We start from the raw sequence: 12,728 nt of genomic DNA on the forward strand, positions 1-12,728 counted from the left end.
CACCCGACAGGGTGAATTCATCGGTGTGGCAGATGCCGGTGGCTTTGATCTCCACCAGAACCTCACCGGCTTTGGGGCCTTCGAGGTTCACATCCATCACTTCCAAAGGTTTGCCCGCCTGAACGGCGACGGCGGCTCGGGTGCGCATGGTGACTGTCTCCCTGTCTTGTTTGCCCCGACCCTGCGTCAAATGCAGGGTGTTTTCAACTGCGCTTTGATGGCAGCTGTGCTAAACAGTTGATATTGCAGAAACGACATTGTCAGACCAAGGACCGCCAATGCACCGATTTATCCCGATCCTGGTCCTTCTGGCGGCCTGTGCCGAGCCCCCTGCCCCCAAAGAGGCGCGAACCGACCCCGAGGCCGCGCCGGTCGATCTGGCGTTCTGCCAGGGGGAAGCCTTTGCCGATGCGGTGGGCCAGCCAGTGTCTGCCTTTCAGGCCGATCTGCCCGAACGGTCGCGCGTGTTGGGTCCGGATGACATTGCCACGCAGGATTATCGGATTGGTCGGTTGAATGTGTTTGTGAACGGATCGGGGATCATTCAGCGCGTGACCTGCGGGTAGGCGTGGACTCGGGCGCTGATTCTCATTTAAGAACAAAATAAGAACATTTTGATGTCTACCCGATGCCCAAACGCCGAATATTATCCCTGTGGTTCCCCCGTCTGGGGGCTGAACGGCTGATCCGCGCCGCGCGGGGGCTGCAGGATGGGCCTTTGGCGGTGGTGGCGGAACAGTCGAACATGCAGGTCGTCACCTCTCTGAATGCGCCAGCACAGGCCGCCGGTCTGCATGTGGGCCAGCCGGTGCGCGATGCCCATGCCATGTGCGCGGCACTGGTGACACGCCCCCGCAACGCCCCGGCCGAGGCTGCGTTTCTGACCGCGCTGCGCCGCTGGGTGGGCAAGTTCAGCCCCTGGGTCGCGGAGGAGGCGCCCGATGGTCTGGTCATCGACCTGTCGGGCTGTGCGCATCTGTTTGGCGGGGAAGAGGCGCTGCTGCATGTGATCGAAACCGACTGCGCCGATATGGGCCTCAGCGTGCAGATGGGTATTGCCGACACGCTGGGCGCGGCCTGGGCGCTGGCGCGTTATGCGGGGCAAGAGGCCACCTCGGACCGTAATGGCGACGCCATCAGCCAGGAGGCGCGCGCCACCCGCGCCCGCGCCACCAAGCGGCGGCACTGGACCAGGGGCGGGGCCGCGCCGCAGGTGGTCGCGCTGGGGGGTGGTGCGCGGATCGCGGCACCCGGTCAGTCCTATGGCGCGCTCAGCCCCTTGCCCATCGCGGCGCTGCGGCTTGAGGATCGGATCGTGACGCAGCTGAACAGTCTGGGCCTGCGCCGGATCGGGGATCTGCTGGGCCAGCCGCGCGCCGGGTTGGCCCGGCGGTTCGGACGCGGGCTGGTGCTGCGGCTGGATCAGGCGATGGGCAGCGCGCCCGAGCCGGTCTCGCCCGCCCGTCCGCCGCATCACTTCGCGGTGCGCATGACTCTGCCCAATCCGATCGGACTGGTCGAGGATGTGATGGCCGCCGTCGACCGGGTGTTGCCAACGCTTTGTACCAAATTGGAAGAGAAAGGCCGCGGTGTCCGTACCCTGCGGCTTGAGGCGCATCGCGCCGATCAGGCTGCCGAGATCATCGAGGTCGGATTGGCCCGCCCCACCTATGACAAATACCGTATTCGCCCCTTGTTAGAGATGAAAATCGACAAGATCGATGCCGGCTATGGCATCGACATGCTGCGGCTTGAGGCGATCCAAACCGAGCCCATCCACGCCCGCACCATGGCTGGTCATGCCGAGGCGCAGCAGGTGGCTCGGAACCGCCTTGAAGGCAACACCGCCGTCGAAGACCTGATTGGCAAACTGGGCGCACGGGTCGGGCTGGACGCGATCACAAGGCGGCACCCCGCGGCCTCGCATATCCCCGAGAAAACGGCGCAGGTGCTGGCCGCCGCATGGTCTGAACCCGCGCACGACTGGCCAGCACCGCCTCGCCCGCGTCCCCTGCAGATGTGGCAGCCCGAGCCGGTGATGGCCCCGGAAACCCCGGATGTTCCAACCGCCTTCCGCTGGCGCGGGCGCGACTGGCAGCTGGCGCAGGCCACCGGGCCGGAGCGTATTGCGCCGGAATGGTGGCTGGATGACCCCAACTGGCGCAGCGGGGTGCGCGATTACTGGGCGGTGGTGACGGAACAAGGCGAGCGGCTATGGCTGTTCTACGGCCATGGCGGCACGATGTCCGCCGGCTGGTTCTGTCAGGGACAGTTTGGCTGAAATCACTTGATTAGGATCTATTTTCCGCGATAAACCAGCAAATCCGGCAGGTAATCAATCAACCGGATCACCCAGGAGAATGGTGCAGGAAAATCCGTGCGAAAACGTCGGCGCGACATGGCTTTGACCACGCGATCCGCTGCATCTTCGGGCGTCATCAGCATCGGCATCTTGAAATTATTCTTTTCGGTCAGCCGGGTTTTGATGAAACCCGGATTCACAATCCGAACGGTCACGCCGGTTCCGGCCAGGTCATGTCGCATCGTTTCAGCCAGCGACACCAGCGCCGCCTTGCTGGAGGCATAACCGATGGCGGCAGGCAGCCCGTGATAGCCCGCAAGCGATCCGATCAGCGTGATCTCCCCTCGCCCTGCCTTTACCATGCCCGGCACGGTCTCACCCAACACCCGCATGGCGCCCAGATAGTTCACATCGGCCATCCGCAGCGCGGCCTCAGTATCCCAATCACCGCTGCGCATCGGGTCGTACGCCCCGGCATTGTAAACCAGCCCGTCAACCGGCCCGGCTTCGGCCACAGCGGCGCGAACAGACTCTAAATCGGTCACATCCATCGGAACCGCACGCGCGGTTGGCAGCGCGGAACAGATCTCAGCCAGCCGATCCGCATTGCGCGCCGACAGGATCAGATGCGCGCCCTTACGGCCCAGCGCCTCGGCCAGCGCGCGGCCCAAGCCTTCGCTTGCGCCGACGATCCAGTAGGTTTTTCCGTCAAAACTGCTCATTCAGCGACCGTTTCATTCTCTCATGGTGCTTTTACGGCCCCAACAGGGCGCTGGATCACGTCGTAACGATTGTAACGCGGGCCGTAACCCGATGTCACAACGTAGTGCATTGAAGAAAAACCTCTAACCCGATTGATCCACCCCCGCCTATCCTGCGTATCCTATTGTAATACGTTACATAACGAGGCTTGAATGTTCGACGAATCCCGGGGCGACCGGAAGAAAATCGCAGTAATTGGCGCAGGCATCTCAGGTCTCTCCGCAGCTTACTATCTGTCAGAAAACAATGACGTCACCGTGTACGAGGCCGAACCCCGGCTGGGTGGACACGCCCGAACGGTGATGGCGGGACGCAATGGCGATCAGCCGGTCGATACCGGATTCATCGTGTTCAACTATGTGACTTACCCCTATCTAACCAAGCTGTTTGACGAGTTGAACGTCCCGGTCACGAAATCCGAGATGAGCTTTGGCGCGACCATCGACAATGGCCGGATCGAATACGGGTTGAACAACCTGCGCACGCTGACGGCGCAGAAACGCAATCTGGCGCGGCCTGCTTATTACAAGATGATCGCAGATATCCTGCGCTTCGGTAAAGAAGCCCCCGAAGCCGCGCAAGACGATGATACCACCATCGGAGAGCTGGTGGATCAGCTGCGTCTGGGTCATTGGTTCCGCCATAACTACCTGATGCCCATGTGCGGCGCGATCTGGTCCACCCCGGTCGAGTTCGTGGATCAGTTCCCGGCGCGATCGCTGGTGCAGTTCTTCCGCAATCACGCTTTGTTGGCCTCGGGCCGCGCCAACCAGCACCAGTGGTACACCGTCAAAGGCGGCAGCATCGAATATGTCCGCCGGATCGAGGCTGCGCTACGTGCGCGCGGTAGCGCTATCCGCGTTGACAGCCCCGTTCAGAACATCCAGCGGCACGATTTGGGTGTGACCGTGCTTAGCCAGGGTCAGGCCGATTTGTATGATGAGGTCATTCTGGCCACCCATTCCGATCAGACGCTGGCCATTCTGGGCGATGCCGCCACACCGGCGGAACGGGCCGCCCTTGGTGCGATCAAATACCAGCCCAACACAGCCATATTGCACTGTGATCCCCGGCAGATGCCGCGCCGCCGCGCCTGCTGGTCCAGTTGGACGTATCGGTCACAGGGCGGCAATGTTGGGGTCACATATTGGATGAACCGGCTTCAGAACATCCCCGACAGCGACCCGCTTTTTGTGACACTGAACGCCTCATCCGAAATTCCCGCGAAAAAAATATATGACCAGGTCGAATTCGCCCATCCGGTGTTCGACAAGGCCGCCCTGAAAGCACAAGGGCAAATCCGCAACATGCAGGGACAGAACCGCACCTGGTTCGCCGGAGCGTATAACCGGCACGGGTTTCATGAAGACGGGATCGCCAGCGCGATGCATGTCGTCGATATGTTGAATGGCGCCCCGCAGTTAATCGGAGCTGACAATGCACTCTCTGACAAAGACCCCATCTTTAGCGCCTCGGCTTAGCCTGAGCGCCGTTTTACTTTCTGCCGCGCTGCTGGCCCCAGGCGGGCTGGCGGCGTCTCCCGTTGTTGACGAGCTGAAAGACGCCGAGTTGCGCGGCACCGCAACCTATCGCTATCTGGGCTTACCGCTTTATGATGCCCAGCTTTTCACTCAGGGCGGCCGCCCTTTGGCCTGGAGCCAGGATTTCGGGTTGGAGTTGAAATATCGCAGGAACGTCACGAAGAAGGCGCTGATCAATTCGACTCTGGACGAGATGAAGCGGATCGGGCGGGCGGCCCCGGTGCGCGATCAACTTGAGGTGTGTTTCGACGCCGTCACCAAGGGCGACCGGTTTCTGGCGGTGTCCGAAGGGCCGAACAAGGTCGAATTCTGGCTGAATGGACGCAAGACCTGCACCATGACCTACCCGGACATCAAACGCAGCTTCATGTCAATCTTCCTTGGTGAGAACACCCGCTCGGCTGCCTTCACGCAGAAACTGCGCGGGCAGTGATGCTGTATCCGCGAGTCAGCCTCTATGCCTTGATGCTGGCCGCGGCGGGCATCCCACTTTATATCCACTTGCCGCGCTTTGCCGCCGTCAATCTGGGCATCGGCTTGGGGGTTATCGGAACCGTTTTACTGGTGATCCGACTGGTCGATCTGGTGCAGGACCCTCTGATCGGCTGGGCAATTGACCGTTGGCCGGGCGCTCAGATCACGTTTGCCGCCGCCGCCGCACTGGGTCTGGCCATCGGTTTTCCGCTTTTGTTTGGCTTGCCAAATGGTGCCAGTATCTATGCATTAGTCTCTATCCTGGTTCTTTTGTTCTCGGCCTACAGCCTTGGTACGATCCTGCTATACGGGCGCAGCGCAACGCTGGCGAAAGAGGCCAGCCCAAAGGAACTCATGACGCTGGCCGCCTTCCGCGAGGGCGGGCAATTGACCGGGGTTGTTATCGCGGCGGCGGCCCCGGCTCTGTTTGTCGCGTTTGGTGCGGGTGCTCAGGGATATCCGGCGTTTGGGTTGTTCCTGGGTGTTCTGGCGATAGTGACATTGGCCGTGACCCTGCCGATGTGGCGTCGCGCGCCGATCACCGGACAGGGGTTATCCTTTGCCGGGCTCGGGCAATCCGGTGCGTTGCGGCTTTTGGTGCTGGCACTGGTGAACAGTTTGCCGGTTGCCATCACCTCAACCCTGTTTCTGTTCTTTGTCGAGGACAGGCTGCAATTGCCCGGAAAGGCCGGGCCACTGCTGATCCTGTTCTTCCTCAGCGCGGGGGCCAGTGTGCCGCTCTGGGCGCGGATCAGCAATCGAATTGGCCCAAAACAGACTCTGATCATTGCGATGCCGCTGGCGATTGCAGGCTTTGTCGGGGCGGCCACGTTGACGGCAGGCAACCTGACAGGATTCGCCTTGATCTGTCTCGCATCCGGCGCGGCCCTTGGGGCGGATATGGTCGTTTTGCCTGCCATGTTCTCAGTCGTGCTGACCCGCGCCGGGCTGAACGCCTCAGCCGCGTTCGGCATCTGGTCCTTTGCCGGCAAGCTGGGCCTCGCACTGGCCGCCTTTTTTACTTTGCCGCTGCTGGAGCGCAGCGGATTCACACCGGGTCAAACCAATTCAGCCGAGGCTTTGCGTACACTCAACTTTGCCTATGCCGTGCTGCCCTGCATTCTGAAACTCGGCGCGTTTGGCATGGTCCTGACGCTGCCAACCGAGGTGTCTGCCAAATGAAAACTCTTGTTCTCTTGCTTCTGGCCGTTCTGGCCCTGCTCGCTGCCAAAGGGCGGTTTCTAAGCTTTCGGTCTCAATCCCCGGCGGATTATTCCGGCACCGGCCCCGGGTTCGATATGAAAAAGCATCTGAATGGCGAGATCCTGTCCGAAGGTCTGATCTATGGCCCCAATGGCAAGATGTCGAATAGCTTTGTGGCGCGCATGGTTGGCGAATGGGACGGAAATACCGGCACGCTGGCGGAGTATTTCACCTATTCCAACGGCAAGAAGATGACCCGCAAATGGTACCTGACACTGGGGACCGGCAATACGTTCACCGCCACGGCCGATGATATCGTTGGCGAGGGTCGCGGCACCATTTCCGGCGCGACCGTGAAGTTGACTTATCGCATTATCCTGCCCGAGGACGCGGGCGGGCACACGCTGGACGTCACCGATTGGATGTATCTGACCGAAAACGGTGTGATCATGAACCGCTCCGAGATGCGCAAGTTCGGCCTGAAGGTCGCGGAGCTGGTCGCCACGATGCGCCCCGCACCCGAGGTCAAAGCCGCCCATCTGCATGGTGCAAACGGCCACGATACAGACTCTGAACTGAGGCCTCTGCAATGATTGCACGCCGGACCCTTGTCGCGGTTGTCGCGATCACGGGGCTTGTGGTGCTGGCCGCCTGTTCGGCCAAGCCGCGCTTCCCAAAGACCTTCCTGTCAGATCGCCAATTGAACCTTGAAGAGTTCTTTGAGGGCAAGACCGTCGCTTATGGGCAGTTTCAGGATGTGCTGGGCAACGTCCCGCGCCGCTTTACGGTAGACATAGACGGCACATGGGATGGCGAAACGCTGACGCTGGTCGAGGATTTCGTCTACGACGATGGCGCGACCGAGCAGCGCATCTGGACCCTGACCAAGACCGGCGAAGACACCTGGACCGGTACCGCCCCCGGTGTGCTGGGCACCGCCAGCGGTATCGAGCGGGGCGATACGTTCAACTGGAAGTACAAGATCGACCTGCCCGTCAAGGACGGCACCATGCGGGTCGATTTCGACGACTGGATGTGGCTTTTGTCCGATGATCGTCTGTTGAACAGAGCTTATGTTTCGCGTTTTGGCGTGCGCCTGGGCGAAGTTATTCTGTTCTTTGAAAAGAAATAGACACCCCGCCAAAGCAACCGGCGGGGTGTGATAGGATCAGACGGTGCCGCCGAGGCTGCCCTCCAGTTCGACCATTTCCTGACCACCGGCCATCAGATCCTGCAGCTCTTCGGGGGTGATCTGGCCACGCTGTGCCGTGCCCAGCGTCTGACCACGGTTGAGAACGGTAAAGCGATCCCCCACCGCCAGCGCATGGCGGACGTTGTGCGTGATGAAGACAACGGCGATGCCCTGCTTGCGCACCTTGTCGATGGTGGCCAGCACGTTGGCCGTCTGACGTACACCAAGGGCTGAGGTCGGTTCGTCCAGGATCAGAACCTTGGCCCCGAAGTGAACTGCGCGCGCGATGGCGACGGTCTGGCGTTCACCGCCCGATAAGGTGCCGACCGCCTGATCGGGACCGCGCAGGTTGATACCCATCTTCTTCATTTCTTCCATCGTGACGGTATTGGCATAATCATGATCGAAGAAATTGATCGGACCAATCTTCTTCACAGGCTCATTCCCCATGAAGAAATTGCGCGACACGGACATCAAAGGGATCATCGCCAGATGCTGGTGCACCGTCGCAATCCCGGCCTCGATCGCATCGCGCGGATCGGTGAAGTGCATGGGTTTGCCTTCAAACAGGATCTCTCCGTGCGTGGGTTGATGCACGCCCGACATGGTTTTGATGAAGGTCGACTTGCCCGCGCCGTTGTCGCCAAGAAGACAGTGACATTCGCCGGGGAACACATCCACCGAGACCCCCGCCAGCGCGATCACGCTGCCGAAATGCTTTTCGATGTTCTTCATCTGGATAATGGGTGCATGTTCGGGATTCATATCAACGCTCCCCTGTGATGATGCGGCGGATATAGGTGTTGAGGATCACCGCCCCCAAAAGGATCACGCCAAGAAAGACCCTAAACAAGGAGCTTTCGACGCCCGCAAAGAACAGACCCTGCTGCACCACGCCAAAGATCAGCGCGCCCAGCGCCGCCCCCAGAACCGAGCCGTAGCCTCCGGTCAGAAGCGCGCCGCCGATGACCACGGCAATGATCGCCTCGAACTCTTTCAGCAGACCCCGGTCGGCGCCCGCCGAGCCGAACTCCATCACCTGACAGACGGCAAAGACGGTGGCGCAGAAGGCGGTGAACATGAACATCAGAATTTTGACCCGGTTCACAGGTACACCCGAGTTGCGCGCTGCCTCGGCATCCCCGCCCGAGGCAAAGATCCAATTGCCGAACCGCGTCTTGGTCAGCAGAACGTGACCAAAGATGATCAACCCGATGGCCCAGACGATCAGCATGGGCACACCGTCCACAACCGGCTGACCTGCACGGGTGCCACGTTCGAATACGGCGATGATCCCGGCGTCGCCCAGCCACTGGAATAGCCCTTGCAGGATTTTGCCGCCGAAGATCGGGGCCAGCCAATCGCCTTCGGCCGCGTCCTTAACACCGCCAATGATGGTTTTGCGCTCGATCACCTGAGGCAGGAAGATGGTGAAGCCGCGCAGGATGAACAGGAAGGCCAGCGTCACGATGAAACTGGGCAGCCCGGTCCGAACCACGATCCAGCCATTCAAGGCCCCTATCGCGACGGCCATGGCGAAGGTGACGATGATTGCCATCCACACCGGCCAGCTGAGCGTGACCGAGAAGATTGCGATCATCATGCCGGAAAAGCCGATCATTGATCCGACGGACAGGTCAAACTCACCCGCGATCATCAGAAGGCACGCGCCGACCGCGATGATCATGAACTGCGCCGAGACAACCGACCAGTTCATCATGCCCTGCGCGTTGAACATGCCGCTGTCAAAGGCGAATAGCAGGAAAAAGGTGAAGACCGCGACGGTTCCGACCATCCCGCCCAGCTCGGGCCGGATCAGGGCCTTGCGTAGGGGCGAGATCTCTTTGATCCGTTCGTCGGTTAACGTCGTGTTTTGAGCAGACTCGCCCATGAGAGCGCTCCTCCGATAAAAACAGTGATTTGCGTCAGAAAACTGTCAGCGGGCGCCCCGGTCGCAGGGCACCCGCGTTGCAAGAATTAGCGGTACTCGCCAGCGAATTCTTCGATCTTGGTCAGGCCATCCGCAGTCACGAAACCGGGGCCCGAGTTGATGTTGTTGCCGGGCAGAACGCCGTAACGGTGGTAATTCGCCATCACAACAACCGGCAGGTAAGCCTGCAGGAAGGGCTGCTGGTCGATACCCCACTGGATTACGCCCGACTTGATGCCTTTGACGATCTCGCCACCCAGATCGAAGGTGCCGAAATAGATGTCACCGGCCATGCCGTTTTCTTCCAGCGCCAGAATGGTCGGGTCAGCCGAGGTCGGGCCAAGCGTCAGAACCGCTTCGGTGTCCGGGTTGGCCGACAGATAGGCCAGCACGCGGTTCTTGATCTCAGCCGGGTCCTGACCGGCATCGATCATCTGATCGCCCAGTTCAATACCAAGACCATCCGCAAAGCCCTGGCAGCGTTCCTGGCTGGACGGCTGAACGATATAGTGGTTCACGCACAGGAATGAGCCGATGCCGTCACCCTTGGCCCGCTGACCGGCCGCGAAACCGGCGTCATATTCGGGCTGACCCACATACATCAGCGCGCCGACTTCACGGGCCTGATCCGGTGTGCCGGTGTTCATGATGATCACGTCCACACCCGCATCCACAGCCGATTTGATCGGACCGCTCAGCACGTCATAATCCGCCAGCGTGGTGATGATCCCGTTGGGGCCCGAAGCTGCGGCCTGATCGATAATCCGCGCCATATCTGCAAGGTCACCGGTGGGCGGATTGCGATATTCAACCTCAACACCCATCTGATCGCCCGCCAGCGCGATACCGTTCTTGATCGTGTTCCACCAGCTGTCGCTGTCTGGTGCGTGGCTGACCAGAATGTACTTCTCGCCCTCCGCCGCAACGCTTGTGGCTGCGATCAGCGGCGTCGCAGCGACCACCGCCGCCAGCGCCAGCTTCTTCGTCAGTGATGTCATGATGTCCTCCCAAAAACTCATGTTATCGCGGATTGAGGCGGTTCTTCGCACCTCTCCGAGTCGCGTTAGAGCACATCCGTCATGATTTTGCAACCGGTTGCAAAAGATATTGAACCTGTTTCATACTGTATCTGCCCGAGATTAAGGGTAAGAGGGCTATCACCAAACGCGGGAAGGTCAGGCAGATCATGGCTGTCACATTGAAAGAGGTTGCAGAGCGCGCGGGTGTATCCCGGTCAGCTGTGTCGCGCACTTTCACCGACGGGGCCTCGGTATCCGACAAGATGCGCCGCAAGGTCGAGAAGGCCGCGCACGAGTTGGGATACAGCCCCAACGCGCTGGCCTCGTCGCTGACGACAGGGCGCACCAAGCTGATCGGACTGGTATCGAACAACTTTCACAACCCCATCTTTCTAGAGGTCTTCGACCTCTTTACCCGAGGCCTGCAAGATCGCGGCCTGCGCCCCTTGCTGGTGAACCTCACCGATGAGGTTGAGCCCGAGAACTCGGTTCGGATGCTGCGTCAGTATTCGGTTGATGGCGTTGTCGTGGCATCCTCAACCCTCCCGCCGGGCTTTGCCAAGGCATTCCGCGATGCGGGCGTGCCGGTGGTGCACAGCTTTGGCCGGTCATCATCGTCGCCGCAGGTGCATGTGGTTGGAATCGACAACGTGGAATGCGGGCGCATGGCCGCTCGTGAACTGGTCGCGCGCGACTATAGCAAAGTGGCCTTTCTGGGCGGGCCCGAAGCCGCTACATCAACGCAGGATCGCCATGCTGGTTTCATGTCGGAAATGGCGCTGCACCCTGAGGTCACCGTGACCTGCTCTTTCGCCGAGGCTTACTCGTTCGACGCGGGCCGACAGGAAATGCTGCGACTGCTGAAATCTGAACGGGCCGAGGCCTATTTCTGCGGTGACGACGTGTTGTCCATCGGCGTCCTGTCGGCGGTATTGGACAGCGGCCTGAACGTGCCCGAAGATATCGGCATCATCGGTCTGAACGATATGGAGATGGCCCGGTGGGAGAACATCGACCTCACCACCATTCATCAGCCGATCAGACAGATCGTCAGTTCGTCGATTGAGCTTATGGTGGCGACCCTGCAGGAACCCGACCGCTATCCCGAGGCGCGTATTTTCCCCTGCTCGGTGGTGGAACGGGGCACATTGCGCCCCGTGCCTGAAGGTTAGCGGAACATCGGCGGACGGGCATCCATCCATGCGCTGCCCTGCTTGGCCGACGCGACCGCCGTATGGACCGCCGCCATCGACCGCACACCGTCTGCTGCATTGGGCAACCCGTCGCGAAGCTCTCCGGCAATCGCATCCGCCAGATCGCAATAGATATTCGCGACCGCCAGCGGGAAGCCCTCGGGATGTGCAATCGCCACGCGGCTGAGGCGCTGCGCGTCCTCGTGCAACCCGCCCTCACCCTTTTCGATGATCTGCAAGCGCCCACCGACGGGCGTATAGATCAACTGGTTCGGCTGCTCGGACGCCCAGCGCAGGCCGCCGGTTTCCCCGAACACCTGAATGTCGAACCCGTGCTGGCGACCGATGGCCACCGAGGACGTCCATAGCCTTCCAACCGCACCCTTTGCCGTGCGGAAGTTAACCATGGCGTCATCTTCAAGCTCACGACTGCCGATGGTTGAGGCGAAATCGGCAGACAGAGACTCGACTTCATCATCAGCAATGAACCCGGCCATATGCATCGCGTGGATGCCGCAATCGGCGAACTGACCCGACACGCCCGCCATCGCCGGATCATAACGCCAGCGGACGCGCGGATTGTCGGCATCGGTGGCGTCGCCGTGATGGCCGTGGCTGAAATTGGTGACGACCAGACGGACCTTGCCGATCTCACCTGCGCGCACCATCGCGCGGGCCTGTCGCACCATGGGATAGGCGGAATAGCAGTAGTTGACCGCGCAGATCTTGCCGGATTTCTCGGCCACTTTGACGATCTCTTCGCCCTCTTCCACGGTCATGGTCATCGGCTTTTCACACAGCACATTGAACCCGGCCTCAAGGAAGGCTTTGGTGATCTCGAAATGTGTCGCATTCGGCGTCGCGACCGTGACCAGATCAATGCGGTCATCGCGCCCGCGCTCACCTTCCAGCATCTCGGTCCAGTTGCCATAGGCCCGGTCTGCCGCGATGCCCAAACGTTGCGCATATTCGCGCCCGATATCGGGCCGATGATCCAACGCTCCGGCAGTGAGTTCGAAATGCCCGTCTGCCAGTGCGCCCAGACGGTGCGCCGGCCCGATCTGGCTGCCTTCTCCACCGCCGATCATGCCCCATTTTAGCTTGGTCATGCT

At 60.7% G+C, this 12,728-nt stretch carries 13 protein-coding genes and 1 pseudogene; 8 read left to right on the forward strand and 6 right to left on the reverse strand.

The annotated features are described in order from the left end of the window. Positions 1–148, reverse strand: a pseudogene (locus ACR0K4_RS21675) (S-(hydroxymethyl)glutathione dehydrogenase); the annotation flags it as partial. A 130-nt stretch (positions 149–278) separates the two neighbouring features. Here ACR0K4_RS21675 and ACR0K4_RS21680 point away from each other — a divergent pair. Further along, positions 279–566, forward strand: coding sequence for an I78 family peptidase inhibitor (locus ACR0K4_RS21680; RefSeq protein ID WP_480855738.1), 288 nt, complete (start codon positions 279–281; stop codon positions 564–566). Between the two features lie 62 nt (positions 567–628). Then, positions 629–2,281 (forward strand): DUF6504 family protein, encoded by a 1,653-nt coding sequence (locus ACR0K4_RS21685; protein ID WP_480855740.1) that lies wholly within the window; start codon positions 629–631, stop codon positions 2,279–2,281. Between the two features lie 17 nt (positions 2,282–2,298). On the opposite strand, the gene ACR0K4_RS21690 is transcribed toward ACR0K4_RS21685, so the two are convergent. Continuing rightward, entirely contained in the window at positions 2,299–3,024 is a 726-nt protein-coding gene (locus ACR0K4_RS21690) for an SDR family NAD(P)-dependent oxidoreductase (RefSeq protein WP_480855742.1), read from the reverse strand. 192 nt (positions 3,025–3,216) lie between these two features. Between ACR0K4_RS21690 and ACR0K4_RS21695 the strand changes: the two genes are divergently transcribed. From ACR0K4_RS21695 to ACR0K4_RS21715, 5 genes are read left to right on the forward strand one after another with little or no spacing between them, the layout of a single operon-like run. After that, complete coding sequence (locus ACR0K4_RS21695; RefSeq protein WP_480855744.1) at positions 3,217–4,545, forward strand: NAD(P)/FAD-dependent oxidoreductase; 1,329 nt, start codon at positions 3,217–3,219, stop codon at positions 4,543–4,545. Continuing rightward, on the forward strand, positions 4,502–5,038 hold the full coding sequence (locus ACR0K4_RS21700; protein ID WP_480855745.1) for a hypothetical protein: 537 nt from the start codon (positions 4,502–4,504) through the stop codon (positions 5,036–5,038). The genes ACR0K4_RS21695 and ACR0K4_RS21700 overlap by 44 nt, the downstream gene beginning before the upstream one ends. Further along, complete coding sequence (locus tag ACR0K4_RS21705; RefSeq protein WP_480855746.1) at positions 5,038–6,261, forward strand: MFS transporter; 1,224 nt, start codon at positions 5,038–5,040, stop codon at positions 6,259–6,261. The genes ACR0K4_RS21700 and ACR0K4_RS21705 overlap by 1 nt, the downstream gene beginning before the upstream one ends. Continuing rightward, positions 6,258–6,875 (forward strand): DUF3833 domain-containing protein, encoded by a 618-nt coding sequence (locus ACR0K4_RS21710; RefSeq protein ID WP_480855748.1) that lies wholly within the window; start codon positions 6,258–6,260, stop codon positions 6,873–6,875. The genes ACR0K4_RS21705 and ACR0K4_RS21710 overlap by 4 nt, the downstream gene beginning before the upstream one ends. Then, positions 6,872–7,414, forward strand: a complete 543-nt coding sequence (locus tag ACR0K4_RS21715; protein WP_480855750.1) for a DUF3833 domain-containing protein — start codon at positions 6,872–6,874, stop codon at positions 7,412–7,414. The genes ACR0K4_RS21710 and ACR0K4_RS21715 overlap by 4 nt, the downstream gene beginning before the upstream one ends. A gap of 36 nt (positions 7,415–7,450) precedes the next feature. Here ACR0K4_RS21715 and ACR0K4_RS21720 read toward each other — a convergent pair whose 3' ends face one another. The 3 genes from ACR0K4_RS21720 to ACR0K4_RS21730 all read right to left on the reverse strand — a co-directional run bounded on the left by ACR0K4_RS21720 (position 7,451) and on the right by ACR0K4_RS21730 (position 10,402). Beyond that, positions 7,451–8,239: an ATP-binding cassette domain-containing protein gene (locus tag ACR0K4_RS21720; RefSeq protein WP_480522169.1), complete on the reverse strand. Its 789-nt coding sequence runs from the start codon at positions 8,237–8,239 to the stop codon at positions 7,451–7,453. A 1-nt stretch (position 8,240) separates the two neighbouring features. Beyond that, a complete protein-coding gene (locus ACR0K4_RS21725) occupies positions 8,241–9,365 on the reverse strand; it encodes an ABC transporter permease (RefSeq protein WP_480522168.1) in 1,125 nt (374 codons plus the stop codon). Positions 9,366–9,451: 86 nt separating this feature from the next. After that, on the reverse strand, positions 9,452–10,402 hold the full coding sequence (locus ACR0K4_RS21730; RefSeq protein ID WP_480522167.1) for a sugar ABC transporter substrate-binding protein: 951 nt from the start codon (positions 10,400–10,402) through the stop codon (positions 9,452–9,454). Positions 10,403–10,590: 188 nt separating this feature from the next. On the opposite strand from ACR0K4_RS21730, the gene ACR0K4_RS21735 reads away from it, so the two are divergent. Next, the gene (locus ACR0K4_RS21735) at positions 10,591–11,595 is read left to right on the forward strand and encodes a LacI family DNA-binding transcriptional regulator (RefSeq protein ID WP_480855752.1); all 1,005 of its coding nucleotides are present in this window, start codon (positions 10,591–10,593) and stop codon (positions 11,593–11,595) included. On the opposite strand, the gene ACR0K4_RS21740 is transcribed toward ACR0K4_RS21735, so the two are convergent. Next, positions 11,592–12,725 carry a Gfo/Idh/MocA family protein gene (locus ACR0K4_RS21740; RefSeq protein WP_480855753.1) on the reverse strand — a complete coding sequence of 378 codons (1,134 nt, stop codon included), beginning with the start codon at positions 12,723–12,725 and terminating at the stop codon, positions 11,592–11,594. The two genes, ACR0K4_RS21735 and ACR0K4_RS21740, sit on opposite strands and share 4 nt — an antisense overlap. Positions 12,726–12,728 lie beyond the last annotated feature (3 nt).

It is taken from the genome of Ruegeria sp. K11, assembly GCF_056531905.1.

Excerpts from the sequence above, each read along its gene's own strand:
- ACR0K4_RS21680 (WP_480855738.1), top strand. The coding sequence starts at position 279 with ATGCACCGATTTATCCCGATCCTGGTCCTTCTGGCGGCCTGTGCCGAG.
- ACR0K4_RS21685 (WP_480855740.1), top strand. The coding sequence starts at position 629 with ATGCCCAAACGCCGAATATTATCCCTGTGGTTCCCCCGTCTGGGGGCT.
- ACR0K4_RS21690 (WP_480855742.1), bottom strand. The coding sequence starts at position 3,024 with ATGAGCAGTTTTGACGGAAAAACCTACTGGATCGTCGGCGCAAGCGAA.
- ACR0K4_RS21695 (WP_480855744.1), top strand. The coding sequence starts at position 3,217 with ATGTTCGACGAATCCCGGGGCGACCGGAAGAAAATCGCAGTAATTGGC.
- ACR0K4_RS21700 (WP_480855745.1), top strand. The coding sequence starts at position 4,502 with ATGCACTCTCTGACAAAGACCCCATCTTTAGCGCCTCGGCTTAGCCTG.
- ACR0K4_RS21705 (WP_480855746.1), top strand. The coding sequence starts at position 5,038 with ATGCTGTATCCGCGAGTCAGCCTCTATGCCTTGATGCTGGCCGCGGCG.
- ACR0K4_RS21710 (WP_480855748.1), top strand. The coding sequence starts at position 6,258 with ATGAAAACTCTTGTTCTCTTGCTTCTGGCCGTTCTGGCCCTGCTCGCT.
- ACR0K4_RS21715 (WP_480855750.1), top strand. The coding sequence starts at position 6,872 with ATGATTGCACGCCGGACCCTTGTCGCGGTTGTCGCGATCACGGGGCTT.
- ACR0K4_RS21720 (WP_480522169.1), bottom strand. The coding sequence starts at position 8,239 with ATGAATCCCGAACATGCACCCATTATCCAGATGAAGAACATCGAAAAG.
- ACR0K4_RS21725 (WP_480522168.1), bottom strand. The coding sequence starts at position 9,365 with ATGGGCGAGTCTGCTCAAAACACGACGTTAACCGACGAACGGATCAAA.
- ACR0K4_RS21730 (WP_480522167.1), bottom strand. The coding sequence starts at position 10,402 with ATGACATCACTGACGAAGAAGCTGGCGCTGGCGGCGGTGGTCGCTGCG.
- ACR0K4_RS21735 (WP_480855752.1), top strand. The coding sequence starts at position 10,591 with ATGGCTGTCACATTGAAAGAGGTTGCAGAGCGCGCGGGTGTATCCCGG.
- ACR0K4_RS21740 (WP_480855753.1), bottom strand. The coding sequence starts at position 12,725 with ATGACCAAGCTAAAATGGGGCATGATCGGCGGTGGAGAAGGCAGCCAG.